Annotated in this window: 22 protein-coding genes; 13 read left to right on the top strand and 9 right to left on the bottom strand. The window is 44.9% G+C overall.

All coding sequences use genetic code 11. The features are described 5' to 3' along the window. Positions 1 to 75: 75 nt before the first annotated feature. The 4 genes from ACFOSV_RS05610 to ACFOSV_RS05595 all read left to right on the top strand — a co-directional run bounded on the left by ACFOSV_RS05610 (position 76) and on the right by ACFOSV_RS05595 (position 3,036). Positions 76 to 786, top strand: a complete 711-nt coding sequence (locus ACFOSV_RS05610) for a tetratricopeptide repeat protein (protein ID WP_377904251.1) — start codon at positions 76 to 78, stop codon at positions 784 to 786. A 75-nt stretch (positions 787 to 861) separates the two neighbouring features. Then, positions 862 to 1,338 (top strand): 6,7-dimethyl-8-ribityllumazine synthase, encoded by a 477-nt coding sequence (ribH, locus tag ACFOSV_RS05605; RefSeq protein WP_377904249.1) that lies wholly within the window; start codon positions 862 to 864, stop codon positions 1,336 to 1,338. 33 nt (positions 1,339 to 1,371) lie between these two features. After that, positions 1,372 to 2,697, top strand: coding sequence for an aspartate kinase (locus ACFOSV_RS05600; protein WP_377904247.1), 1,326 nt, complete (start codon positions 1,372 to 1,374; stop codon positions 2,695 to 2,697). 9 nt (positions 2,698 to 2,706) lie between these two features. Next, positions 2,707 to 3,036: a DUF6787 family protein gene (locus tag ACFOSV_RS05595; RefSeq protein ID WP_377904245.1), complete on the top strand. Its 330-nt coding sequence runs from the start codon at positions 2,707 to 2,709 to the stop codon at positions 3,034 to 3,036. Here ACFOSV_RS05595 and recG read toward each other — a convergent pair. Continuing rightward, the gene (gene recG / locus ACFOSV_RS05590) at positions 3,033 to 5,126 is read right to left on the bottom strand and encodes an ATP-dependent DNA helicase RecG (RefSeq protein WP_377904243.1); all 2,094 of its coding nucleotides are present in this window, start codon (positions 5,124 to 5,126) and stop codon (positions 3,033 to 3,035) included. The genes ACFOSV_RS05595 and recG overlap by 4 nt on opposite strands. A gap of 63 nt (positions 5,127 to 5,189) precedes the next feature. Next, positions 5,190 to 6,263 carry a phosphotransferase enzyme family protein gene (locus ACFOSV_RS05585; RefSeq protein WP_377904241.1) on the bottom strand — a complete coding sequence of 358 codons (1,074 nt, stop codon included), beginning with the start codon at positions 6,261 to 6,263 and terminating at the stop codon, positions 5,190 to 5,192. Positions 6,264 to 6,481: 218 nt separating this feature from the next. Here ACFOSV_RS05585 and ACFOSV_RS05580 point away from each other — a divergent pair, with 218 nt between their 5' ends. After that, positions 6,482 to 8,257, top strand: coding sequence for a sodium:solute symporter family protein (locus ACFOSV_RS05580; RefSeq protein ID WP_377904239.1), 1,776 nt, complete (start codon positions 6,482 to 6,484; stop codon positions 8,255 to 8,257). Here ACFOSV_RS05580 and gldD read toward each other — a convergent pair. Then, positions 8,254 to 8,829 carry a gliding motility lipoprotein GldD gene (gldD, locus tag ACFOSV_RS05575; protein WP_377904237.1) on the bottom strand — a complete coding sequence of 192 codons (576 nt, stop codon included), beginning with the start codon at positions 8,827 to 8,829 and terminating at the stop codon, positions 8,254 to 8,256. The two genes, ACFOSV_RS05580 and gldD, sit on opposite strands and share 4 nt — an antisense overlap. A gap of 77 nt (positions 8,830 to 8,906) precedes the next feature. Between gldD and ACFOSV_RS05570 the strand changes: the two genes are divergently transcribed. Then, positions 8,907 to 9,437, top strand: coding sequence for a DinB family protein (locus ACFOSV_RS05570; RefSeq protein ID WP_377904235.1), 531 nt, complete (start codon positions 8,907 to 8,909; stop codon positions 9,435 to 9,437). A gap of 71 nt (positions 9,438 to 9,508) precedes the next feature. Here ACFOSV_RS05570 and ACFOSV_RS05565 read toward each other — a convergent pair whose 3' ends face one another. The 3 genes from ACFOSV_RS05565 to ACFOSV_RS05555 are packed head-to-tail and all read right to left on the bottom strand — an operon-like array spanning position 9,509 to position 13,921. Further along, on the bottom strand, positions 9,509 to 10,111 hold the full coding sequence (locus tag ACFOSV_RS05565; protein ID WP_377904233.1) for a nitroreductase family protein: 603 nt from the start codon (positions 10,109 to 10,111) through the stop codon (positions 9,509 to 9,511). Between the two features lie 51 nt (positions 10,112 to 10,162). Continuing rightward, positions 10,163 to 11,671: a S10 family peptidase gene (locus tag ACFOSV_RS05560; protein ID WP_377904231.1), complete on the bottom strand. Its 1,509-nt coding sequence runs from the start codon at positions 11,669 to 11,671 to the stop codon at positions 10,163 to 10,165. 9 nt (positions 11,672 to 11,680) lie between these two features. Then, positions 11,681 to 13,921: a TonB-dependent receptor family protein gene (locus ACFOSV_RS05555; RefSeq protein ID WP_377904229.1), complete on the bottom strand. Its 2,241-nt coding sequence runs from the start codon at positions 13,919 to 13,921 to the stop codon at positions 11,681 to 11,683. A 132-nt stretch (positions 13,922 to 14,053) separates the two neighbouring features. Between ACFOSV_RS05555 and ACFOSV_RS05550 the strand changes: the two genes are divergently transcribed. The 5 genes from ACFOSV_RS05550 (at position 14,054) to ACFOSV_RS05530 (ending at position 21,123) form a co-directional block, all read left to right on the top strand. Continuing rightward, positions 14,054 to 16,087 carry an alpha-L-fucosidase gene (locus ACFOSV_RS05550; RefSeq protein ID WP_377904227.1) on the top strand — a complete coding sequence of 678 codons (2,034 nt, stop codon included), beginning with the start codon at positions 14,054 to 14,056 and terminating at the stop codon, positions 16,085 to 16,087. Further along, the gene (locus tag ACFOSV_RS05545; RefSeq protein WP_377904225.1) at positions 16,084 to 17,415 is read left to right on the top strand and encodes a sulfatase family protein; all 1,332 of its coding nucleotides are present in this window, start codon (positions 16,084 to 16,086) and stop codon (positions 17,413 to 17,415) included. The genes ACFOSV_RS05550 and ACFOSV_RS05545 overlap by 4 nt, the downstream gene beginning before the upstream one ends. After that, entirely contained in the window at positions 17,412 to 18,803 is a 1,392-nt protein-coding gene (locus ACFOSV_RS05540; protein WP_377904223.1) for a sulfatase family protein, read from the top strand. Before ACFOSV_RS05545 ends, ACFOSV_RS05540 begins: the two co-directional genes overlap by 4 nt. 63 nt (positions 18,804 to 18,866) lie before the next feature. Further along, positions 18,867 to 19,421, top strand: coding sequence for a gluconate 2-dehydrogenase subunit 3 family protein (locus tag ACFOSV_RS05535; protein WP_377904221.1), 555 nt, complete (start codon positions 18,867 to 18,869; stop codon positions 19,419 to 19,421). Next, positions 19,414 to 21,123 carry a GMC oxidoreductase gene (locus tag ACFOSV_RS05530; protein WP_377904219.1) on the top strand — a complete coding sequence of 570 codons (1,710 nt, stop codon included), beginning with the start codon at positions 19,414 to 19,416 and terminating at the stop codon, positions 21,121 to 21,123. Before ACFOSV_RS05535 ends, ACFOSV_RS05530 begins: the two co-directional genes overlap by 8 nt. Positions 21,124 to 21,188: 65 nt before the next feature. Here ACFOSV_RS05530 and ACFOSV_RS05525 read toward each other — a convergent pair whose 3' ends face one another. Beyond that, positions 21,189 to 22,142 (bottom strand): pyridoxal-phosphate dependent enzyme, encoded by a 954-nt coding sequence (locus ACFOSV_RS05525; protein ID WP_377904217.1) that lies wholly within the window; start codon positions 22,140 to 22,142, stop codon positions 21,189 to 21,191. 99 nt (positions 22,143 to 22,241) lie between these two features. Here ACFOSV_RS05525 and ACFOSV_RS05520 point away from each other — a divergent pair, with 99 nt between their 5' ends. After that, on the top strand, positions 22,242 to 22,913 hold the full coding sequence (locus ACFOSV_RS05520) for a peptidoglycan DD-metalloendopeptidase family protein (protein WP_377904215.1): 672 nt from the start codon (positions 22,242 to 22,244) through the stop codon (positions 22,911 to 22,913). Here ACFOSV_RS05520 and ACFOSV_RS05515 read toward each other — a convergent pair. Then, complete coding sequence (locus ACFOSV_RS05515; protein ID WP_377904213.1) at positions 22,910 to 23,680, bottom strand: type III pantothenate kinase; 771 nt, start codon at positions 23,678 to 23,680, stop codon at positions 22,910 to 22,912. The two genes, ACFOSV_RS05520 and ACFOSV_RS05515, sit on opposite strands and share 4 nt — an antisense overlap. Before the next feature lie 70 nt (positions 23,681 to 23,750). Between ACFOSV_RS05515 and ACFOSV_RS05510 the strand changes: the two genes are divergently transcribed. Beyond that, a complete protein-coding gene (locus tag ACFOSV_RS05510) occupies positions 23,751 to 24,233 on the top strand; it encodes a GNAT family N-acetyltransferase (RefSeq protein ID WP_377904211.1) in 483 nt (160 codons plus the stop codon). Between the two features lie 31 nt (positions 24,234 to 24,264). On the opposite strand, the gene guaB is transcribed toward ACFOSV_RS05510, so the two are convergent. Then, entirely contained in the window at positions 24,265 to 25,743 is a 1,479-nt protein-coding gene (guaB, locus tag ACFOSV_RS05505; RefSeq protein WP_377904209.1) for an IMP dehydrogenase, read from the bottom strand. Positions 25,744 to 25,806: the final 63 nt, after the last annotated feature.

The raw sequence follows: 25,806 nt of genomic DNA, 5'->3' as shown, positions 1-25,806 counted from the left end.
TTAGGTTCATGGCTTTTTTATTTGGCTTTGAGAGAAATATAAAAACCGTATATTTGCGGCTGAAATTTGAGTAGCATGGCAACTAAAAGAAGCAAAAAGCAAGCACAACACGAAAACGATCTTCTAGAAAATCCAGCAGAAATCGCTGAGAGACTAGGACGAGGTGAAGCTTTTCTAAAACAAAATAGCAAAATATTGGGTGGCGTTCTTGCCGCTGCAATTATCTTGATTGGTGGAATTCTTTTCTTCCAAATCAACAATCAAAACCAAAACGAAAATGCACAGGAGGAGATGTTCCAAGCCGTGTATTTTTATGAGCAGGACAGCGTAGACTATGCACTCAATGGGGATGGAATCAATCCAGGTTTCCTATCTATTGTAGAGGATTATCCAAGAACGGATGCAGCCAATCTGGCTCATTTTTACATTGGTTCTATCTATCTTTCTGAGCGTAATTTCAGTGATGCTTTGACTCATTTGGAGCAGTTTTCTTCAGATGATTTTCTAGTGCAGGCAAAAGCTTATTCGCTTATTGGAGATGCAAATCTTGAGCTTGGTAATACTGCTGAGGCAATCTCTAGCTATAGAAAAGCGGCTAACTACAACGAAAACAAGTACTTCACTCCAAAGTATCTTTCCAAGTTGGCGATTGCGTATGAAAAGGCAGGCCAGATCGAAGAAGCGATCGAAGCGTACCAAACTATCGAAGATGAGTACTTTGAGTCTTTCGAGTTCGCTGCTGCCCGAAAACATAAGGCTAGACTGGAAGGTCTTGCTTCTAATTAATGCATATTTAAAATCACATTAATAAAAAGTAAGACGCAGGTCTTACTTTTTTTTTGTTACAGAAATTAAAAAACCATGGCAACTTCATTAAAAAGCTTAAGCGATCATTCTTCGAAAAATATCAGAAATGTTAGTGATCGAACCTTTGGGATCATTGTATCTGAATGGAATGAAGAGGTGACCGAATCTCTATTTTCCGGAGCATATCAGACACTTTTGGATCACGGAGTGAAGAAGGAGAACATTTTTAGAAAAAATGTACCTGGTTCATTCGAGCTCTCTTTAGCATCTCAGTGGATGGCTCAAGAAGAGGGGATCGATGCGGTGATTTGTCTAGGATGTGTGATTCAGGGCGAAACCAAGCACTTTGATTTCATCTGTGATGCGGTGGCTCACGGCATCACAAATGTAAGCTTGAAGTATAACAAGCCAGTGATTTTTGGTGTTCTCACACCTAATACGCAGCAGCAGGCTCTGGATCGGGCAGGAGGAAAGCATGGCAATAAAGGAGACGAAGCAGCTATCACAGCCATCAAGATGCTAGGATTCTAGTCTCTAAAAATTAACCTATTAAATCGATTTTTGATGAAAATCATGAAGTTTGGAGGGACTTCTGTAGGTCGTCCCGAGCGTATGCATCAAGTCAAAGACTTGGTCACCAGTAGCGAAGAGCCTACGATTGTAGTGCTTTCGGCACTTTCCGGTACTACAAACGCGCTGACTAGTATTGGTGAGGCGCTGTCTTCAGGAGATAAGGCTCTCGCCAAAAAGCGAATTGATGAGCTTCATGCGCATTATTTGGATTTTTATCCAAAACTTTTGTCAAGCGAAGCAGGAATTCAAAAGGCTAAAGAAATCGTTCAAGAGCATTTTGAGTTTTTAAATATCCTCTTGAAAATTTCATTCAATGAAGCTTTAAATCTGGATATTCTTGCTCAAGGAGAATTGCTTTCTACTAAGCTATTTTTCACCTTACTCGAGGAGCATGGCATCAAAGCCAACTTTTTGTCTGCCTTGGACTTTATGAGTATTGACATTAATGGCGAGCCGGAGCTGGATAAAATTAGCGAACGCTTAAAAGCGATTTTGGCTGAATATGATGCGGATCAGACGCTTTTTGTCACTCAGGGATATATCTGTAAAAACCACAGAAACGAAGTAGATAATCTTAAGCGAGGAGGATCGGATTATACAGCTTCCCTCGTTGCTGCGGCTATCAATGCAAGCGTATGTGAGATTTGGACGGATATCGACGGGATGCACAACAATGATCCAAGAATTGTGGATCGTACTCGTCCCATCGCCGAGCTATCCTTCGATGAAGCGGCAGAGCTTGCCTATTTTGGAGCGAAAATTTTGCACCCTGCATCGATCTGGCCAGCTCAGCAGTTCAACATTCCAGTTCGCCTGCTAAACACAATGGAGCCTCAGGCTCACGGTACCTTGATCAAAGCTGAGGTTCCGAGTGTAGGAGTAAAAGCGATTGCAGCTAAGGATGGGATCACAGCGATCAAAATCAAATCTAGCCGGATGCTTCTCGCCTATGGTTTCTTGAGAAAGGTGTTTGAGATCTTTGAAAAGTATAAGACTCCAATCGATATGATCACTACCTCTGAGGTGGCTGTTTCGGTGACGATCGATGAGGTAGGCAACCTTTCCAAAATCATCAAAGAACTCGAAGCCTTTGGAATGGTCGAGGTGGATTCAGACCAAGCCATCATCTGTATCGTCGGTAATAAAATCGCTGAAGACGAAGGAACTCTCAAGTCTGTATTGGATGCGCTAAAAGGGATTCCGGTCCGCATGTTGTCCTACGGAGGTAGCAGACACAATGTATCTGTATTGGTGGACTCTAAAGTGAAAAAGCAGGCATTAAGTCAACTGAACGAAGGGGTCTTCGTCTGGAATTAAACCGGTAAAATGGCAGAAAAGGAAAATAAAGATGGCTGGCTGAAGAGGCTACAAACCAAGTGGAAACTGGATAGTCTTCTGCAAGTAGTCATGGTTTTGATTGTGTTCGCCTGCACGGGCTTTACCATTTTATTTATCAAAAATCCAATTTTAGATTTCTTTGGGGTAGAAAAGGGAGGCTTTCTCAATACCTTCCTTTATCTACTTTTAGTCTTGCCATTGTATCAGGTTTTCCTCCTGATCTATGGGTTTATTTTTGGGCAGTTTTCTTTTTTTTGGGAAAAAGAGAAAGCTTTCCTCCGACGGATGGCCTCTCTATTCAAAAAGAAAGACACTTAAGAAATCCTACTCCAATTGACAGCATGTTTTTTTTGATTCTTGATCTGAATCAAGATGGGTTGGTTTTCGGGTTTTTCAAGCCCAGGATCTTCACTTAACGTGAGTTCGGCTGCATCTCTAGCCAAGGTCAATAGTGGAGCATCTTTACTCAGATCTGCAATTAGCAAATCTGTGATTCCACTTTGCTGGGTTCCCATCATATCTCCTGGACCACGTAGCTTTAAATCTACATCTGCGATTTCAAATCCATCGTTGGTGCGTACCATGGTGTCGAGGCGAACTCGAGAATCTTTCGAAAGCTCGTACTTACTCATCAGGACACAATAGCTTTGCTCGGCTCCTCGACCTACACGCCCACGCAATTGATGGAGTTGGGACAATCCAAAGCGTTCGGCATTTTCTATGATCATGACAGATGCATTGGGCACATTTACCCCAACTTCTATCACCGTAGTGGCGACCATAATTTTGGTTTCACCCTTGACAAAGCGCTGCATTTCAAAATCCTTTGCCTCGGGCTTCATGCTTCCATAAACAATGCTAATAGGGAATTCTGGGAATGCTCGAGAAATACTCTCAAATCCATCCATCAGGTTTTTGAGATCCAAGGTTTCGGATTCATCGATCAGTGGATAGACTATGTAAACTTGCCGCCCCTTGAGGACTTCTTTTTTGATAAAACTGAAGACCAAAAGACGATCCTTGTCGTATCGATGAACCGTTTGAATTGGTTTTCTTCCCGCGGGAAGCTCATCGATCACAGACACGTCCAAATCTCCATAAAGAGTCATGGCCAAAGTTCGAGGAATCGGTGTGGCTGTCATGACTAGTACATGGGGAATATATTCCTTGTTCTTTGCCCATAGCTTTGCCCTCTGGGCTACTCCAAATCGGTGTTGCTCATCCACTATAGCCAAGCCTAAGTTTTTGAATTGGACCACATCTTCGAGAAGTGCATGCGTGCCGATAAGAATTTTTAATTCTCCCGAGAGCAAGGTTTCATGAATCTCTCGCCGTGCCTTGGTTTTACTAGATCCCGTGAGCAGGTCAATTTTCAAACCCATCAAATCTGCATATTCCTTCAATCCCTCGTAATGCTGGATTGCCAAGATTTCCGTTGGCGCCATCAAGCAAGCTTGGGCTCCCGAACTAATGGCTATGAGCATGCAGATAAATGCTACCATAGTTTTGCCACTTCCCACATCGCCTTGAATCAGACGATTCATCTGTTTTCCCGACTTCATATCTCGGTATGCTTCACGGATCACGCGCTTTTGGGCATTGGTTAGTTCGAAAGGAATATGATTTGCGTAGAAGTCATTCAATAAATCAGTATTAGGCAAAACCTGTCCTGGGGATTTAGCTGTTCGATTCACTTTCATTTTGAGCAAGCGAAGCTGCAAAAAGAAGAATTCTTCAAATTTCAGCCTTTTTTGGGCCGCGTTGAGAAGTTTGGGATCGGTAGGAAAATGGATTTGGCGAAGGGCCTCAGCTTTGCCGATCAAATTAAATCGAGTGAGAATGGATGCAGAAAGGGTCTCTCGGATGTGTGGATAGCAAACCTGCAGGAGTTGCTCCTGAATTTTAGAGATACCTCGCGAATCCAAAAATCGAGCGCGTAGCTTCTCCGTAGTAGAATATACCGGCTGAAAACTATTGTGTTGCTCCCTCGATTGGCTCAGTGGCTCCATCTCAGGATGCGCAATACTCCATTTCCGTCCAAACTGTGCCGGTTTTCCAAAAAACACATAAACCGCTCCAACGGGTAATTTTTTTTGGACCCATTGAATGCCTTTAAACCAAGTCATTTCCATGACTCCAGTTTCATCAGCAACTTCCGCTACTAGCCTTCTTTTTCCACCCATTCCAATGATTTCCACTCTGCGCACTTTGGCGATTACTTGGGCGTTTTCTAGGTCTGGTTTCAGCTGGTTGATTTTAAAAAATGTACTCCTGTCCTCATATCGAAAGGGATAATGTTGGATCAATTCACCATAGGTGAAGATATTCAGCTCCTTATTGATCAGCGCGGCGCGTTGAGGCCCAACGCCCTTCAGAAATTCAATTTTAGTGTCAAAAATACCCGGCAAAATCTGGATCGATTAAAGGAAAAACCAAATTAAGGGCTGTAAAGTCAATTGCCAATTGGATTGTCAGTTTTTGTCGTTTTGGGTAAGCGAATCTAGGATCTTTTGCACTTCGGGCCGGGAGGACTGAAGACTTTGAAGTAAATGCATTTGGTTTTTGGCACGATGGAAATTTTGCTCGGGATAATCCACGTGATAATACACATTACCTTCGAGGTGATCGGTGAGAAATCTGGTGCCCATCAGGCAGGTCATTACTTCACCACCCAGGAGCAAAGAGTTCTTTTCTGCTTCATTTATCCAATGGGAGGCTCCTGACAGATAACCAGCTAGCAGTTGTTCGTAAATAGGGAGAATGATTCGCTGATTCGCCCAGTTGAGGCTAGTTTCCTCCTCTGTATTGGCAACCGTCCTCACCAAGTCACCAAGATCATAAAGAAGGTATCCGGGCATGATGGTATCTAGGTCGATGACTGCCTCCACCTTGCTCAGATCTTTGGAAAAAATCAGATTATTGATTTTGGTATCGTTGTGTGTGAGTCTCGAGGGAACCTGACCTATGGTTTGTAAGTATTCAGCGATTAGTTTTTCTTGTCCCAAATAAAAATCTAGAACCTCACTCTCTTCAGGACTAGATGGGGCTTGGTTTTTAGCCACGTCTCGAAGGCGCGAATATCTCAAGTCTAGTCTATGGAAATTAGGGATAGTTTCAGCAAAGGAGTCGATAGGAAACTGCTCTGCCCAGCGAGAAAAAGAGGCATAGGCCTCCGCAGCTAGAAAGGCTTGCCGGGAATTTTGAATTTGCTGCAAGGTGACTCCATCAACGAACTCAAAAAGTCTGAATAACTTCCCATCAAATGAGGTCGTAAGGCTCCCCGTTTTTGTAGGGATGGGTAGAGGCAATTGAAATGGAAGTCCTTGAGTTAAACCTTGATCCTTTCCGAATAGATTTAGGTTTTGCTCAATTCGTTCTGGGAATTTGAAGACGTTTTGATTAAAGCCTTGAAGGATATATTTCTTTTCTCCAAGGTCTATCAAGTAGGTTTGATGAATTAATCCTTTCCCAAAGACACTCCACTTCACAAGAGAATCAGGAAGATTGTAGTGGGAAAGCAATGAAACGAGTTTGTTTTTTTCCATTATCCAAATCTAAATTAACCATTTGAAATACCCTTGCGGTATTTGACCTCTGCAATTTTTACTGTTACTTACTTTAGCTAAGCAATTGAAATAGAGTAAATCAAAAAGCAAAGATTTTTCAATTCCCTAAAATTTGATACATTAGTGAAAATTATTAAAAAAGTCTCTAGTCTTTTATAAAAAAAATAATAATCCCATCACCTAACCACCCACCATCCATGAATGTTACTGCTATAGATTGGGGCATCATCGCTGCCTTTTTTGTTGTCTCTCTGCTCATTGGGGTTTTCACTTCCAAAAAGGCAGGCTCTTCGGCTAAAGAGTTTTTCCTTTCTGGAAGAAATATGCCTTGGTGGCTTCTTGGGGTATCCATGGTGGCAACCACCTTCTCAGCTGATACACCAAACCTCGTTACTGACTTGGTAAGAAAGAATGGAGTAGCAGGCAATTGGGCCTGGTGGGCATTTCTCTTGACGGGTATGCTGACCGTCTTTGTCTACGCCAAATTATGGCGTAGATCAGAAGTCACTACCGATTTGGAATTTTATGAATTACGCTATGCAGGCAAAGGAGCGGCATTTCTGCGTGCTTTCCGAGCTTTATATTTAGGAGTATTTTTTAATGTTGTCATCATGGCCACCGTATCCTTGGCTGCCATTAAAATTGGTGGAGTAATGCTAGGATTGAGTCCCGTAGAGACTTTGCTAATTGCTTCTGTTGTCACAGTGATTTATAGCTCTTTGGGTGGTTTGAAAGGGGTTTTGTTGACAGATTTCTTTCAGTTTTTTATTGCAATGATAGGCGCCTTTGGTGCGGCTTATTACATCATTGACTTACCTCAAATTGGCACTCTGGACAATCTTTTGACACATGAAAATGTAGCTGGGAAACTGGACTTCCTTCCAGATTTTTCTGATCCTAACGCTTACATTCCATTGTTTTTGATGCCTATTGCGATTCAATGGTGGGCCACTTGGTACCCAGGTGCAGAGCCTGGAGGTGGAGGTTATATTGCTCAGCGTATGCTTTCTGCAAAGGATGAGAAGAATGCGATTGGTGCAACCTTGTTTTTCAATATTGCACACTATGCGCTTCGTCCGTGGCCATGGATTTTGATTGCTTTGGGTTCCCTCATTGTGTTCCCGAACATTTCTGACCTGTCCGCCGCTTTCCCAAATATTCCTGAGGATAAATTGGGAGATGACTTAGCTTATTCAGCCATGCTTACTTTTCTCCCAACGGGTCTAATTGGGATTGTTCTGGCTTCCTTGATTGCGGCAGTAATGTCTACACTGTCAACGCACTTGAATTGGGGTTCTTCGTACATCGTGAATGACTTTTACCTTCGATTTGTCAAGCCAGAGGCAACCGATAAGCAATTAGTAGCTGTGGGTCGGATTTCTACCGTTGGCCTGATGGCACTTTCGGCAGTTTTAGCCTTGGCTCTTTCAAGTGCTTTGGATGCGTTTAATATCCTACTTCAAATTGGCGCTGGTACCGGTTTGATTTTTATTCTTCGTTGGTTTTGGTGGAGAATCAATGCATACACAGAGATTTCAGCAATGGCGATCTCATTTGTGGTCGCGATCTTTTTTGAAGTGATCAATCCAAAAGTAGAGTGGATTATGATTCCTGAAAACCAAGCTTATTTAAAACTTGTGTATAGTGTTTCCATTACTACTATTGGATGGCTCTTGGTGACTTTCCTTACTCAGCCAGAGAAAGACGAGGTTTTGCTAAGTTTCTATCGAAAAGTTACTCCAGCGGCTTTTGGTTGGAAGAAAGTATTAGACCGATACCCCAATGAAAAGCAGGAAATAGGTCAGCTTCCGAAGGAAATTGGACTGATGGTTGTGGGCTCAGTGATGGTGTATGCCGCTCTTTTCTCTACTGGTTTCTTCATCTATGGAAATACGCTAGGCGGAACTATTGGTGCCATCATTGCTTTGACCGGTGGAGGAATAGTCCTGAAATCCTGGAAAAAGCTTAATTAGTTCTCAAACTTGACCGAATTCATCAGATGGGCCATGTCCATCTTGATGTATTCGATGACAGGTGCTAAGGAGTCATTCTTAGTGGCAGTGTTGAAGTAGAGCGCTCCCCGCAAAAAGTGCTTAGTGGAATCTGTCACAAAAAACTGAAATTGAGTAGGAACCTCACCTTCCAATTCGGCAACGACCCCCGTATATCCTTCAGGCGTGAGCATGACAGCCTCTTCGATGCCATAAGCTTTGATTTGATGCTTTGCAGTTAGCTTGAAAGCATCTGAAGAAAGAGTTTTAAAGTCGACGTTTTTCCCGTCGATTTCCTTGTACGTCATATGAATTTTGGCCCCGAAATCAACATAGTGGAGATTAATCCAATTTTCTTCTGCTAGATTGAATGAGTCCTTTTCCACTCGGCTGTGGCTCGAAAAATCCAATGAATAGGGCAGGCTACCCTCAAGTCTTTCGAAGCTGCGCTCAGGCAAATCGATGCGATTATATCCTGGAGGTTTGGGCAAATAGCTCTCCGAACATGCTACTAGCAGGAGTGATAAGGAAAGAAAAAGGCCTAATTTTCTCATGGCTTAAAATTACTCTTTCGATTGGATTTAGTGTGGAAATAGTACAACTTTAACGTATAAACAAACACCACATTACTATGAAACAGGTTTTTAAATATTTTTCAGGAGCACTTTTGCTTACAGCAATTATGCTTTCCGGATCTCTTCAAGCTCAGACCACTATGGCTGAATTTGCGACAAAATGGGATCATGGCAAACAGTTTACCATTGACGTTTTGAATGCAATGCCCGACTCGGGAATGGATTACAAGACAGACCCAGAAGCCATGTCTTTCAAGGAGCAAATCCACCACATTGCTTCTGCGATCGTGGGAATAAGCCAAGGACTATTGAAAGGAAGTGATGCTTCAGCACTAAAGATAGATGTAGCCACCGCTTCTAAAGCTGAGCTTGCAGAGTATGTTGCCAAAGCATACGAGTATGGCAAATCGGCTGTGGTTGGACTCAGTGAGGCAGATAGAGCCGAAGTAATCAATGCCTTCGGAAATGACCTTACAAGACGTCAAGTGATTGCCATGATGGATGATCATTCTACTCATCATAGAGGAGCCGCTATCGCTTATCTTCGATCAAATGGTGTGACTCCTCCTGCATTTGTAGGATTCTAAAATGAGTTGAAAATCAAAAAAGCGGTGGAACTTCAAGTTCCACCGCTTTTTTTATGAGTTAATTGGAGATATTACTCTCTAATCCACGCTACTTTTTCGTCCAATGAGTCTCTCTTTCCAGCCGGCCACTGATCAGACGCTGGCTTGGCCACATAGAAAAAACCCATTAACATATCTTCTCCTTCAAGCCCAAAATCTTCTCTTGCCTCAGGCCAAAAAGTGGGACCGCCTGTACCCCAATACCCAGCCAAACCATGAGCTGATGCTGTGAGATACATATTCTGTACAGCCATAGCTGTGGCAGCGATTTCTTCCATTAAGGGAATCCCTTCAGACCGCTTCATCAAAATCGCGATCACATGAGATGCTTTCTGCGGATTGTTGAGGAACTTTTCATAGGTAGCCTCGATGAAAGGCGTACCGTTCTTTTCTGCTCGCATCTTGTACATATCCGCCTGATACTGCCCAAATTTCTTCAGGCCCTCACCCGTGTAGACAATAAATCTCCAGGGTTGGGTGAGCTTGTGTGTAGGTGCCCATCGTGCATTTTCGAGCATTTCTTCGATGATGGAGTCATCGATCGGGTCATTTTCCTTGAATTGAGCCACGAACATGGATCTTCGTCCACGGATGATTTTGGTTACTTCTTCTGGATTAAAATCAGGTCTTTGCATTCTTTTTTCTTTTGATAAATCAAACGTTCGTGAATTGGTTCCTCAGATCGATTAATTTAGAATACTTTCTAAAAATTCCCGAATATCCCTAGCCAAAGTATCAAAATCCTCTTGGCGATTGTACATCATATGACCGGCTTCATAATAGGTCATCTTGATTCTCTCCTGAGGAAATTCATGGCGAGCAAAGGTATACTCCGAGTCAAAAAATGGGGTAATCAGGTCGTAATATCCATTGGCCACAAGTACCTGCATCTGGGTATTCTGATGCATCGCCTCACTCAAGGAGCGGGCGGTGCTGACGTAAGAGGGCTCCCAATAGCCACCGGAGGTAGGCTTCCAGTCCCAGCCGCTCATATTTACCGCAGAAGTGTAGTATGGTCGGTCCATTTCCACTTTTAGGTCTCGCTGCAGGTAGTCATTGAAAACAGCCGTATAGGCCGCATCTGTCATATAACTACTTGGATCACCCAAAACGGGGCTTTCAGCTACGGGATCGGTTTCTTTCGCCAAAAATCTTCCGTCCAGTGTCCCTATGACTTTCCCCTCCTCTCGAAGCAGTTCCTTCTTAAATCTTCCCATCAAAATCTGATTATCAGACCGAAGAATATATCCTTTATCCAGCCCGGTAAAGTAGGCTAGCTTTTCAGCAATAACCTCTTTTTGTGCAGGGCTTTGCTTTTGGGAGAGAAACAAGCTTTCCAAATATTCGCCATAAGCAAAGTCTCTGGCCTCTTGGGCAAATTCCTCAATCGTTTTCCCCTGACCGGCTTTCCCATGATACCAGGCTGTCACCGCCTGAGAGGGTAAATAGGTGAAGAAGGAAGTCAAATTATCCGGAACGGAAGTCGAGCCTGCATAGTCCAAGGCCTGTGAAATAAGAATGATGCCATTGAGTGCCATCGTTTGACCTCCGCCCTGAAGCACTTCGGCGGTTTTCGCTGCTCGGGTAGTACCAAAGCTTTCTCCCGCCAAAAACTTCGGTGCCTGCCAGCGCTTATGCTTACTCACCCAAGTTCGCATAAACTGGGCGATTGAACTTGCATCTGCATTCAATCCCCAAAAGTCTTCTCCTTTGCCTGTACCCTCTAGTTCACTGAATCCTGTTCCAATCGGATCGATAAAGACCAAATCTGTCAAGTCCAAAAGTGCTTGGGTATTTTCCACAAACTCAAAAGGAGCAGCTCCATCGTCCACTTTGGCTTCGCTATCGACTTTGACCACCTTTGGACCAAAAAAGCCCACATGCAGCCAAATGGAAGCTGATCCCGGGCCTCCATTGAAAATAAACATTACTGGTCTATTGGCCGAATTGACATTGGTGCCAGTGCGAAGATAGGCCGTCGACCACATCGCCCCTGTCACTTCACCTTCGGAGTTCTTAATAAATGTCTCTGAAACTACCGCATCGTAGGTCATCGATTTCCCTCCAAACGTTCCACTATGAGAGGTTTTAAAGGTCTTTGGTTCTCTAGGTTCCCATTTGGGTTTTTCTTCTTGAGCTATCGCAGAGCTGAAAGAATAAATGACTAGCGTAAAAATCAAAAGTCTCCGTTTCATAAAATTTGCTTAGTAGTTAAATGCCAATTTAATCCCTCCATACCAATTTTCGGCAGGAGCGGGCTGATAAAATCTTCCTCCAAATGGGTTGAGGTCATTGCCGAGCGAATAGACTTCATCAAGCAAATTATCCACCCCCACAAATGCCTCCAAATCCCATTGAGCCCCTAGCCTTTTGGCCCAGCCTAAGCGAACATTGACCAGATCGAAGGGATCCTGGTAAACCGTGTTCGCATCGTTTAGCGGGATTTCAGAGACGTACTGATGGGTGATATTCGCATAAATTCCCATCGACGTGCGGAGATCTAATCGAGTGACCAAGGTGGTTTGAGGTACCCCTGTCAGGTCATTTCCCGAGAAGTCGTTTTCTCGCTTTTGATAATCCACAAACTCAAAAAACTGCCCGGTATAGGCCGTCCCGATAGTCAGATCACGCACAAAGCCCGAATTGCTTTTGATAATTCCATAGTCGATCGCTGCTTCTATCCCTTTTTGATCGGTAGCTCCGGCATTTTGGAAGAGAACTACACCCTGCTCATTAGTAAAGGTGGTGATGGTCTCTTCCAATTTGAAATAATAAGCGGTGAGATCAACGTTGAAATTCCCTTTGCCTCTGCGAAATCCAATTTCATAATTCACGCCCTTTTCTGCCTCCAAATCCAGATTCAGACTTCCCTCGTTTGTGCGGACCTCATCGATGGTCGGCGGAGAAAAGCCATTGCTCAGGCTGGCATAGACGGATGAATATTCGCCCAGTCTATAATTTAAAGCAACACGGGGAATGAGGATAGGATCAAACGTTCTTTTCTGCACACCCAAAGGTCCGCCGGAAGCATCCACTTGTCGGTCGATTTCAAAGCTGGAGTAGTTTTGGCTAAGGCCCAAAGTGAAGAGTAGCTCATCCGTCAGGTTCCACTCCGCTTGCGCAAAAAGGAAAAACTGACTTGCTCGCAGCTTATCCGAGAATCGGATGGTGTCTGCCACTCCTGCTCGATTGCCAAAATTTTGCGCGTCGGTGATTCCTCCCTGTGCTTCTGCACCCAGCACTATGCGGATGGGCTTTTTTAGCAACTGGTCATTAAACTCAAATTTGGTTCGACCACCGTAACTGAAGCCTAGTTCCTTTTTGTAATCCAAGATAAATGGGTTTTCAAAGTCGGTGGTGCTAAGATAGAGTGTGGTGGTATTGCTCGTATTTTCTGTGAATTGGTACTCCTGTCCGAGCGAACCAAAAATCGTTTGCTGATCTATTGAGCTATTTTGCGCAGCCGAGCCTGGTCGGGCTTGAGTGGGGTCTTCTGCCAATTGGTCTGCATTCAAACCTCCCGGGATTTGATAATTCAGATCGGAAATCAGCAATTGAGTGCGAATTTGCTGCTTTTCTGAGGGATTAAATACTCCGGAAAGTTGGAATACCTTTCGATCCATGGCGGAGTGATCTCGGTAGCCGTCTGATTTTTGGCTCACAAATGAAGCCTCAAATCCCCCAGAGCCAACTTGCTGGGCTAATCCCAACCTGAATCTACTCAATCCAAAATCACCAGCCATAAACTCGGAGGAAACTCTGCCTCCTGCCACTTCTGCAGGGCTGTTTAGATTGATTACTCCTCCATTTCCTGCTCCGTAGATACTTCCAGACGGGCCTTTGATTACAGAGGCTGTACGAATATTGGCGAGGTCTAGGAGATTCAGGGGCGTGGTGCCATCTGGGGCTGTGAAAGGCACGTCATTCCAGTAAATCTTGACATTTCGTACACCAAAAGGAGCCCGCAGCGAGCTTCCGCGAATGGAAACTCGATAACTGGCAGGGGCACGCTCTTCTATCCGAACGCCTGCTTTGGTATTGAACGCATTGACGATGGAGGTCTCGTTGAATCGATTAAAATCTTGCTCACTTACCAGAGCAATGGCCGCGGATTGCTCCAGAAGTGTTCTTTCGGTTTCAAAAGCGGTAACGGTGATCTCGGAGAGGTTAGTAGCTGCTCTGGTTAAGGCAATTTGATGATTGCCAGGTCCGAGTTTCCGTAATATGCTCGCGTAATTTTCTAGGCTAAAAGTGAACAAGAGTACTTCAGTATCTGGGAAGCTAGCCACTCCACTTTCGTTTGAGACTTGCTCTTTCCCATCTGGGCCTACAACCAAGACACCACTCAGGGGGATTTGTGTTTGAGAATCAACAAAAACTAGTTGTATTTGTGCATTGGCTGCCCAACTTAAGCAAAGGAAAACAAGCGTAAAGATTTTCTTCATGCGTGAATTTACTTTCTTTTTTAGAATCCATAATTTCCTTCCATACCAATGGTCAAGTAAAGGGATAAGGAATCAAAATTAAACTTTCTATTCCCCTTCAAAATCCTTAATATCCTATTCAATTCCTAAGCTATGAATCGACACCTTTGGCTACTTGTTTTTGTCCTCCTTGCATGCAAACCGGATATAAGTCCCCCCGAGCCTGTTTTGCCAATCCCCTCCGAAAGGCAAATCGAATGGCAGCGTCTAGAATATTATGGATTTGTCCATTTCAATATGAACACCTTCTCAGATCGAGAGTGGGGCTTTGGAGACGAATCTCCCGAGCAGTTTAATCCTACTGACTTAGATGCTCGTCAGTGGGCAAGAATCGCGTCCGAAGCGGGAATGAAAGGATTGATCATCACTGCAAAGCATCACGACGGATTTGTACTTTGGCCTTCGGCCTACACCGAGCACTCTGTAAATAATAGCCCTTGGCGCGACGGAAAAGGCGATTTGATCCAAGAGTTTGTGGAGGCTTGTCGTGAGTATGGGCTGAAAGTGGGGATTTATTATTCCCCTTGGGATAGAAATCATCCGGATTATGGCAAGCCGGAATACATCACTTATATGCGAAATCAACTCAGCGAGCTCCTCACCAATTACGGAGATATTTTTGAGGTTTGGTTCGATGGCGCGAATGGCGGCGACGGCTGGTATGGCGGAGCTAATGAAACCCGAAAAGTAGATAAGTTTAGCTACTACGACTGGCACACCACACATCAGTTGGTCAGAGATCTTCAGCCCAACGCCATGCTGTTCAGCGATGCAGGACCCGACGTTCGCTGGGTAGGAAATGAACATGGCTTTGCCTACGAAACCACCTGGTCGAATCTGTATCGCGACTCTGTCTATGCAGGCATGCCCGAGTATTCTGAAAAGTGGGCTACCGGTCAGGAAAATGGATCGCACTGGGTGCCCGCTGAGTCTGATGTGAGCATTCGCCCGGGCTGGTACTACCATGCATACGAAGATCACAAGGTCAAAACGCTGGATCAGCTTGTGGAAATCTACTATAAGAGTATTGGTCGAAATAGCTCCCTTTTGATAAATTTTCCTGTGGACCGGCGAGGATTGATCCATGAAAAGGATGAGGAGGCTATTTTGGCTCTGGGAAAGAAAATAGAACAAGATTTTGAGTTTAACCTCTTGGGAGAGTCCGAGGTGAGCGCCTCCGGCGAAAGAGGCCGAAGCTTCACTGCCCAAAATGTACTCGATGAGGAGTACGAAAGCTATTGGACCGTACCCGATGGGGAGCACAAAGCCTCTTTGACTTTTGACTTTGGGATAGAGACCACCTTTAATCGCCTTCTCGTGCAGGAGTTTACTCCACTTGGGCAGCGAGTGAAAAGCTTTGTCCTAGAAAAAGAAAGCGAGGAGGGCTGGCAAAAAATTGCGGAGGGAACTACGATAGGCTACAAGCGAATTCTTCAGTTTTCGGATCAAAAGGCCAGGAAAGTAAGGATTCGATTTCTGGATGGGAAGGACATTCCGGTAATTTCGGAAGTGGGATTATACCACGCAACACCCATGCTTTTGCCTCCCAAATTCACTCGGGAAAAGTCGGGTTTGGTTCGACTGGTTCCCGCCGATCGGGATTTGCAGGTGTATTATTCTTTGGATGGTTCGGAGCCTAGTATTTTGTACGAAAACCCAATTCCGGTAAATTCTGCACTTACTCTTCGCGCCCTAAGCAAGAATCCAAAGACTGGCAAATCGAGCGAGGAACTTCGGGAGCAACTAGATATTTCCAAAGAAAATTGGAGTAGCGAAAACCTGCAGCAAGCCATCGATGAAAACCCGGGAAGCTATGCCACGGCAGATCCCAATATTTTCCAGATCGACTTAGGAGAATCTTATCCCCTCAGCGGCTTTACCTACCTTCCCATGCAGGCTCGCTATCCCAGTGGATTTATACAGAAATATGAATTCGAGGTTAGTGCAGATGGGGAAAACTGGCAAGCTGTGGCCAAAGGTGAATTCTCAAATATTGCGAATAATCCCATCCTGCAGGAAGTAAGATTTGAAGCCAAACCTGCCCGCTATATCCGATTGATCTCCCAGCAAACCACGGATGGAAATGCATCCACTGCGGCGGAAATAGGTGTTTTAACAAAAGAATGATGAAAAAAACTCTTTCGGCTTTACTGCTTATGCTCTTGAGTATGAGCTTTGCGCCAGCTCAACAAAAACCAAACGTCATCATCCTCTTCGCCGATGATATGGGCTATGGAGATGTGGGAATCAATGGACACCCGACCATCCGAACTCCACATCTGGATCGCATGGCGATGGAGGGCATGCGCTGGACCAATTTTTACTCCACCTCACCAGCCTGCACCGCGAGCAGGTATGGCTTGCTCACGGGCAGATATCCTGAGCGATCAGGGTTTGGCTGGGTGCTGAATCCTGATTCTCCACGAGGAATTCATCCCAAGGAAGAAACCCTTGCTGAGCTCTTGAAAGCTCAAGGTTATCGTACTGCCATGTATGGCAAATGGCATCTGGGAACGACCAATCAGGAGTTTTTGCCTTTGCAAAATGGTTTCGATGAATATCTGGGTTTGCCCTATAGCAATGATATGATTCCCCCCAAATGGCCGGATATTCCTTTGCTCAGCGGGAATGACACGCTGGAACTGAATCCCGATCAGACCAAATTGACGGCACTTTACACAGAAAAGGCACTGGATTTTATCCGAAAGTGTGAGGATGAGCCATTTTTCATTTACCTGCCCTATGCCATGCCTCATGTGCCGCTGTATCCGGGAGAGGCTTTCCAGGGCAAATCCAAGAGAGGTCAATATGGTGATGTGATAGAGGAAATAGACTGGTCAGTAGGACAGATTTTGGATTACCTTCGGGAAAACGGTATGGCGGAAAATACGCTCGTTTGGTTTACTTCAGACAATGGCCCCTGGATTATAAAAGATGAACTGGGCGGTTCGTCGGGATTATTTCGCGATGGAAAGGGAAGCACTTGGGAAGGTGGTCAACGGGAGCCATCCTTTCTCTGGTGGCCTGGGGAGGTAGATCCGGGCAGAGTGAATATGTCCATAGCCTCGACCAAAGATGTTTATACCACGGTAGCCAAATTGGTGGGAGCTGAGATTCCTGTGGATCGAGTGGTGGATGGAATAGATTTGTTTTCGTCAGAAGAAATGACCCAAGACTCGGAACGTACTTTTTTCTATTATGGCTTTGACAATACTGTTTTTGCAGTGAGAAAGGGCAAATGGAAGCTTCATATTCGAACCCATAGCCAAACAGGCAACAAGCACTTTGAGGACCCCCTTCCTTTGCTTTTTGACTTGGATACGGATCCTTCGGAAAAATACAATCTGGCCAAAGATCATCCCGAAATCGTGCTGGAATTGCTCACTCATGTCGAAAGCCATCAACAGCTTGGGGCAGAAAATCCAGATTTTTACACACTTGAAGAAAAGCAATGAAACAAGTCAACTATCTCATCGCCAGTTTCCTGGCAGGATTAATCGCTTGCGAAGCACCTTCCGAAAAAGCCCCAGAATCCGTACCTCCAAATATTTTGGTCATTTTGACGGATGATCAAGGAACCTTGGACCTGAATAGCTATGGGAGTACAGATCTGGCCACGCCAAATCTGGATCGGTTGGCCGCTGCCGGGGTTCGTTTTACTCAGTTTTATTCCGTGGCCCCAGTTTGCTCGCCCTCTCGTGCGGGCCTTTTGACTGGCAAGTACAATTACAATGCGGGGCTCTATGGCAATGTGGATACTCCAAACAATGATCCAGAAGGGAAATCAGGCATGCCAACCGAGCAAGTGACCATGGCGGAGCTATTCAAACCCGCAGGCTATCGGACTGCATTGATTGGGAAATGGCATTTGGGCCACACTCCGGAGAAGCTCCCCAATGGTCAGGGTTTCGATTATTTCTTTGGGCATCAAAGAGGTTGCATTGATAATTACTCTCACTTCTTTTTTTGGAATGGGCCCAATCTTCACGATCTGTACCAGAATGAACAGGAAATCTATCGAGAGGGTGAGTTTTTTGGAGATTTGATGGTGGAGGAATTGACGCAATTTACCCAGGCTGGGGAAAACCCGTTTTTTGTGTATTGGGCAATCAATATGCCCCACTATCCCTATCAAGGTCGGGCGAGCTGGCTTGAACATTATGCAGAATTGGAAAGTCCAAGAAGAGAATATGCAGCCTTTATTTCCACCATGGATGAGTTGGTAGGAAATGTGCTGGATCATTTGGAGCAATCTGGACAATTGGACAATACCATCATCGTGTTCCAATCCGATCATGGGCATAGCGCAGAAGAGCGAGCCTATTTCGGTGGGGGAAATGCAGGGCCCTATGCTGGCGCAAAGTTTAGCATGCTAGAGGGAGGAATCCGTGTGCCAGCGATCATTTCATGGCCTCAGGGAGGAATTCCTCAGGGCGAAGTTCGTGAGCAATGGGCAGGTGCGGTGGATTGGCTTCCTACCCTGGCTGATTTGGCTCAGGTGGATTTGGCTCAGGCGAGTGATTTGGATGGATTTAGTCTGCGAAAGGTAATTTTCGAAAATTCTTCCTCTCCTCATGAGACGATGTTTTGGGCCACTGGAAATCCGGAAGTCACCACAAATTCTTGGGCGGTACGAAAGGGTGATTGGAAACTTTTGGGAAATCCCAGAGATCCCACGAAGGAGCTAAGTTTCTCAGAATCTGACTCTTTGTATCTCGTGAACTTGGAGATGGACGAAACTGAATCGAAAAATCTGGCAAATGAACATCCTGAAATTTTGGAAGAGCTCCGAAGGCTTCATGCAGATTGGTTGGCGGAAATTTTGGCCCGAAGGGCAAAATAAAGTGGCATTTACTGGCTCTTTTGCTTACATTATTCCTCCAAATTACCCAAACAACCTTAACACATGAATAGACGAATCGCCCTTAAGCATTTGGCACTGGTCACTGGAGGAATGGCCCTGATTCCTTCCTGCGATTTTAGCTCAAATGATATCATTTCGGCTTACGAAAAGCTCCAAATCACCGTATCGGAGAAAGATTTACTCGGAAGTATCTCCAACACCATTATTCCCGCAGGGGAGATCAAAGGAGCTCTGGACATTGAAGTTCCGGACTTTATCCTCGTTATGGTAAATGATTGTATGAACGCTGAGCAGCAGCAAAAATTTCTTACTGGATTGAGAGCTTTTCCACAGTACGTAAAAACTCAAACTGGCAGTGCCTTCTCAAAACTCAGCGATAATGGACGTGAGGAAATTATAAAAGAAGGGCTGAAGGCAGAGGAAGTAGAAAATGACGCAACCAAATTCTTTTTAAATACAGCAAAGCGACTGACCATTCAGGGCTATATGGCCTCTGAATACATTCAAACAGAAGTCATACCATACTCGCTGATTCCCGGAACATATGATGGAGCAGTATTGATTTCTGATATTCAAAAACCAAGAATTAATGGCTAATCTGAACATTAAGAACAAACAAGAACGCACCTACGAAGCCATCGTGGTGGGATCTGGGATTTCCGGCGCCTGGGCGGCAAAAGAGCTTTGTGACTTGGGCGTAAAAACCCTGATGATCGAGCGAGGGAGAAACGTGGAGCATATCAAAGATTATCCCACGACCAATATGCTTCCTTACGAGTTCCCACATCGTAATCAGCTCACCGAGGATATCGTCAAAGAAAATCCAGTGATCAGTAAATGCTACGCGTTTCGTGAGGATGCCATGCACTTTTTTGTGAAGGATAAAGAGCACCCTTATGTACAAGAAAAGCCCTTTGATTGGATTCGTGGATATCAGGTCGGAGGCAAATCCCTGCTTTGGGCGCGACATGTTCAGCGCTGGTCTCAGTATGACTTTGATGGTCCGGCTCGTGATGGATACGCAGTAGAGTGGCCGATTTCCTATCAGGATATTGCGCCATGGTACAGCCATGTAGAGAAATTTGCGGGGGTATCCGGCAACAAGGACGGATTGCCACATCTTCCTGATGGAGAGTTTTTACCAGCTTTCGGACTGAATGTGGTGGAAAAGCACTTTCAGGAAAGTCTAAAAAAGAATTACGGTAATGATCGACATATGATTGCTGCTAGGATGGCTCATATCAATGGCAGTCCGGAGAAATTTACCGATCAAGGAAGAGCGCTCTGCCAAAGCAGAAACCTCTGCCAGCGTGGATGTCCTTTTGGGGGATATTTCAGCAGTAATTCCTCAACCATTCCTTGGGCCATGCGCACTGGAAACTTGACCATGAGGCCAAATGCTGTGGTGCATTCGGTGATTTATGATGAAGAAAAAGGAAAAGCCACGGGTGTGCGGATCATCGATGCGGAGACTAAAGAAATGGAGGAGTTTTATGCTCCTGTTATCTTCTTAAATGCGGCTGCATTGAATACCAACTTGATTTTGCTCAATTCCAAATCTTCTCGATTCCCGGAAGGGTTGGGTAATGACAATGGCTTATTGGGCAAGTACATTGCCTTTCATAATTATCGCGCACGAGTGAATGCTGAATATGAAGGCCTTTCCGAATATACTACGGCAGGAGGGAGACCTGTAGCAGGCTATTTCCCTCGATTCAGAAATGTCTTTAAGCAGGAGACGGACTTCCTTCGTGGCTATGCAGCTGGATTTTCTTCGGGAAGAGGGGCAAGGCCCGATACAGATGCAATAGGGCTGGAGCTGAAAAATAATCTACTCAATCCCGATCAATATGGGCCGTGGTATGTGGGCTCTCATATGATGGGTGAGACGATCCCCAAGGAAAGCAATTATGTAGCTCTGGATCCGGAACTTACTGATCCATTTGGGATGCCTCAGCTCAAAGTTTCTGTGGATTATGACGAAAACGATGAGAAGATGACACAGGATTACATCGAGCAGATGTCTGAAATGTTTGAAAAGGCTGGTTTCACCAATATCCGCTCCAGCGATAGCAAGCAGGCGCCCGGCTTGGATATCCATGAAATGGGTGGCGTGCGAATGGGCAAAGATCCGAGAACCTCCCTGCTAAATAAGCATCATCAACTGCATGCGGTGCCTAATGTATATGTGACTGATGGCGCTTCGATGACTTCGACCTCTACCCAGAATCCCTCCTTGACCTATATGGCCTTTGCAGCGCGAGCTGCGCATCGTGCGGTGGAGGAAAGCAAGAAATAAGGCTTTAAAGTCTGAAAGCTAAAGTGAGAACTTTGAAAAATCCAAGTCGAAAAGCTTGGGTTTTTCTAGAAAGGCAATTTTCCCAAATCCACATTTCCTCCAGATAGGATTATCCCAACTCGCTTCCCTTTAAACCGCTCTTTTTTTGCCAATAAGGCTGCTAAGGGTACAGCACAAGAGGGCTCGATAATGATTTTCATCCGTTCATAGATCAGACGCATGGCATCAATGATCTGAGAGTCTGTAGCCAGTAGGATGTCAGAAACGTATTTTTGAATAATCTCAAAATTCAAAACTCCAAGAGAAGTTAATAGTCCGTCTGCGATGGTATTGGGTTTGGTCTGTGGAATAAGTCGGCCTGCTTTAAAAGAACGATAGGCATCATCCGCTCCTGTAGGCTCAGCCCCAATCACTTCTATCTCGGGATCCCAATAATGGGTCAGCAAGGCCGTTCCCCCTAATAATCCGCCTCCACCCACCGGAGCCATAATGATTTCCAAATCATCTTGCTCCTCATGAAATTCCAAGGCACAGGTGGCCTGACCTTCGATCACGTCCATAAAATCATAAGGAGGAATAAAGGTAGCGCCAGTTCTTTTGACCACGGCTTCCAAGGTAGTTTCTCTCGCCTGGAGATTTGGCTCGCATTCGATGATCTCTCCTCCATAGCCCTTGACGGCTTTCTTTTTGATTTCTGGGGCATTGGAGGGCATCACGATGTACGACGGGATTCCGGCCACTGTAGCGGCACGAGCTAGAGCTGCAGCATGATTTCCACTGGAATGTGTGGCCACTCCCTTCGACTTTTGTTCGTCTGTCAATTTCATCACTGCATTGGCAGCACCACGGGCTTTGAAAGCACCTACTTTCTGGAAATTTTCACACTTAAAGAAAATTTCGCAACCTGCCATTTCATTAATCGCAGAGCAGGTCAAAATTGGCGTGTGGTGAGTGAATGTTTTGATTCGCACGGCGGCAAATCGAATGTCGTTCAGGGTAGGGAAATGTGATTCTTCCATTCCGAAATGTACAGATTTTTGTATGGATAGAAAGACACTAAGCTTTCAAAATTTGTCTCTTGGTTTAGGGCTTGGTAGCTTTTTTTGTAATCTTCGGGCATGAATTGGAAAGACATGGATTTTTTTCCCATCATGGGAATAGAACTGACTACAAAGAATACTACAAAACTTGATTTCAGCCCAAGCAATGAGGGGTTGAAATCGGTGGATTTGTCTAATACTGAATCGTTTGATTCTTATGTTTTTGGCCAATTGGAAAGTCAAGGCAAAGCATTTGGAATAGGTGGGTATCTAGAGCACCGGGCGATTTATCAGCGTGCGGAGATGTTTGCGACTGCGGCTGAAGATTTTCGAAATATTCATCTTGGAGTGGATATCTGGACCAAAGCCGGGGCTGAGGTGTTTGTTCCCTTGGATGGGAAGGTTCACAGCATTAGAGACAATGAGGGCTTTGCCAATTATGGACCGACGATCATTTTAGAACATGAGTTGGATGGGGAAAAATTGTATTCCCTCTATGGGCATTTGTCGCGAGAAGATTTGAAGTTTCTCCGAAAAGGGCAGCATGTTATTTCCGGCGAATTACTTTGTCACGTGGGTCCATTCCCGGAAAATGGAGATTGGCCACCGCATTTACATTTTCAGCTGATGTGGGATATGCAAGGCTTGGAAGGAGACTATCCTGGGGTTTGCTCGAGTCGTGAGCGAAAGGCTTATGCGCTAAACTGCCCAAATCCAAATTTGATTATTCGATCTGAAGTATTGGACTAGCGGTTTTCTAAAGTAATCAAACGTAGGCCCTCCAAGGTTAGGTTCTTGTCAATTTCGTCAAACTCAGATTCTAGAGTTTTAAGTATTGAAGCTAGCCCCCCTGTTGCAATGATTTTATAATCGCTGTTGGTTTCTGCCTTGATCGTTCGGATCATTTCTTTGACCAATCCCGTGTAGCCATATAAGATGCCTGCCTGAATCGCATGGACGGTGTTTTTTCCTATGGCAGATTTGGGAAGTTTGAGTTCTACTTCTGGTAATTTGGAAGTGTTTGATACTAGTGAATTGATCGCAGTACGTAACCCAGGCACGATATTAACTCCCACCACCTCACCGAGATCGTTGACCACAGTGAAAGTTAATGCAGTTCCAAAGTCTACAATAATTGTAGCTTGGCGGTATTTTTCCCAAGCTCCTCGCACATTACACATGAGATCGGTTCCGATTTCTCTGGGTCGGATCGTTTTTACGGGTATATTTTTGTAGCTGGCTGCTTCGATCAAATAAGGTTTGGTTCCCAAAAAGCTATTGCAAAATTCTAGAAGGATGGAGTTGATCTCAGGAACAACGGAGCTCATGCCGATTTGATGAATATCCTGTGGGCCAAGTTGGTGCTCCAAAAAGTAAAGAGGTACTTTTTTGGTCAGTTGACTTTTAAGGCTTTCCGGCTCCGTATTGAGACGAAATTGGTTTGTCCAGCTGGACTTTTCCTCATCATAAATCGCAAAAACTACATTAGAGTTGCCGGCATCAATGGCTAAAAACATATCTCGGGGTTTTGATTAAATTTAGCCCATCCTAAATTCAAATTCTAATTTAACCCCAGAATCTCATACCATGCATACTATCAGAGAAGGAAAAAAGGAAGATTTACCCCGCATTCTGGAATTGATCCACGAACTAGCCATCTACGAAAAAGCTCCTGAGGAGGTAATCAATACCGTGGAACTGATGGAGAAGGATGGCTTTGGGCCTCATCCTGTTTTTGGTTTTTTTGTATGCGAAAAAGAGGATACAGGGGAGATCATCGGCACTTCCATCTACTATTATCGATACTCAACTTGGAAAGGGAAGCGAATCTACTTGGAAGATTTGATTGTCACGGAGTCTGAGCGAGGCCATGGAGCGGGCAAATTGCTTTTCAATGCCGTGATGAAGAAGGGCCTGGAGGAAGAGTGTTCCGGTATGATGTGGCAGGTGCTGGATTGGAATGAGCCAGCGATTAATTTTTACAAAAAGTATTACAACGCAACTTTAGAAGGAGGCTGGCTCAATTGCCACCTACAGGACTTTGAGATCCGTAAGATTTTGGAGAAATAAAAAAGGCTGGTCTTAAGACCAGCCTTTTTTTTTATGATTTCAAGCTGTAATTGGGTGCTTCACGGGTCACGCTCACATCATGTGGATGAGATTCTTTCACCCCGGCAGCTGTGATTTTCACAAATTTCCCATCTCTCTTCAGATCTTCAATAGTTTTAGTGCCGCAATACCCCATTCCTGCTTGAAGTCCACCCACCAATTGGTATAATACTTCAGCAACAAGGCCTTTGTAAGGCACTCGTCCTACGATTCCTTCTGGCACAAGCTTTTTGATGTTATCTTCAGCATCCTGGAAATAGCGATCCTTAGATCCTGATTCCATAGCCTCCAAAGAACCCATTCCTCGATAGGATTTGAATTTTCTTCCTTGGAAGATGATCATCTCGCCTGGAGCTTCTTCAGTTCCGGCAAGTAAAGATCCGATCATGATAGAGCTTCCACCTGCTGCGATGGCTTTTACCAAGTCGCCAGAATATCTAATTCCACCATCAGCAATTACCGGTACGTTTCTATCTTTCAAAGCCTCAGCGCATTCGAATACGGCTGAGAGTTGTGGTACTCCGACCCCTGCAATGATTCGTGTGGTACAGATCGACCCAGGACCCACACCCACTTTCACCGCATCCGCTCCGGCATCGGCCAGTGCAATAGCCGCCTCAGGGGTAGCAATATTTCCTACGATCACTTCAAGATCAGGGAAGGCATCCTTGATTTTTCTGCAGGTTTCGATTACCCCCTTGGAGTGTCCATGTGCAGTATCAATAGATACCACATCTACACCTGCATTGACTAGTGCTTCCACCCGAGCCACAATATCTGCGGTAACCCCAACTGCAGCACCTACACGAAGTCGACCATACTCATCCTTACACGCATGAGGTTTGTCTTTTCTTTTCAGAATGTCCTTATAGGTAATTAGTCCTGATAGCTTATGATCTTCGTCAACTATTGGAAGCTTCTCTATTTTGTATTCTTGAAGGATCTCCTCGGCCTCTTCTAGGGATACACCTGCCTTAGCGGTGATCAGGTTTTCTGTGGTCATGATCTCCTTAATCGGACGATTCTGATCCTTGATAAATCGCAGATCGCGATTGGTGATGATCCCTTTTAGGATTCTGTTTTCATCCACCACTGGGATACCACCGATATGATACTCTCGCATGATCGCTTCGGCATCTTTGACTTTGGCACTCACGTGCAAAGTAATGGGATCCAAGATCATTCCTGCTTGAGATCGCTTTACCTTTCTCACTTGAGCGGCTTGCTGCTCAATGGTCATGTTTTTATGGATAAAGCCGAGCCCACCCTCCAAAGCAATCGCAATGGCCAATTCGGCCTCCGTCACAGTATCCATAGCAGCAGATACAAGCGGAATATTGAGCCTGATTTTTTTGGTAAGTTGTGTGGAAGTGTCGGTGTCCCGTGGGAGTACTTCGGAGTAACCTGGGACTAAAAGCACGTCATCGTAGGTGAGTGCTTCGTAGAGGAACTTATCTGAGTTTCTGTTCATAGCAAATATCGGTTGTAGGTAACCCTATTTGCCCGTCAAAGATACAGACAAATTTTTTGAGGC

The sequence above is a fragment of the Algoriphagus namhaensis genome, assembly GCF_042649705.1.
Taxonomy (GTDB): domain Bacteria; phylum Bacteroidota; class Bacteroidia; order Cytophagales; family Cyclobacteriaceae; genus Algoriphagus; species Algoriphagus namhaensis.
The sequence above is the reverse complement of the archived record's forward strand: the minus strand, read 5'-3'. Positions and strand labels throughout refer to the sequence as shown.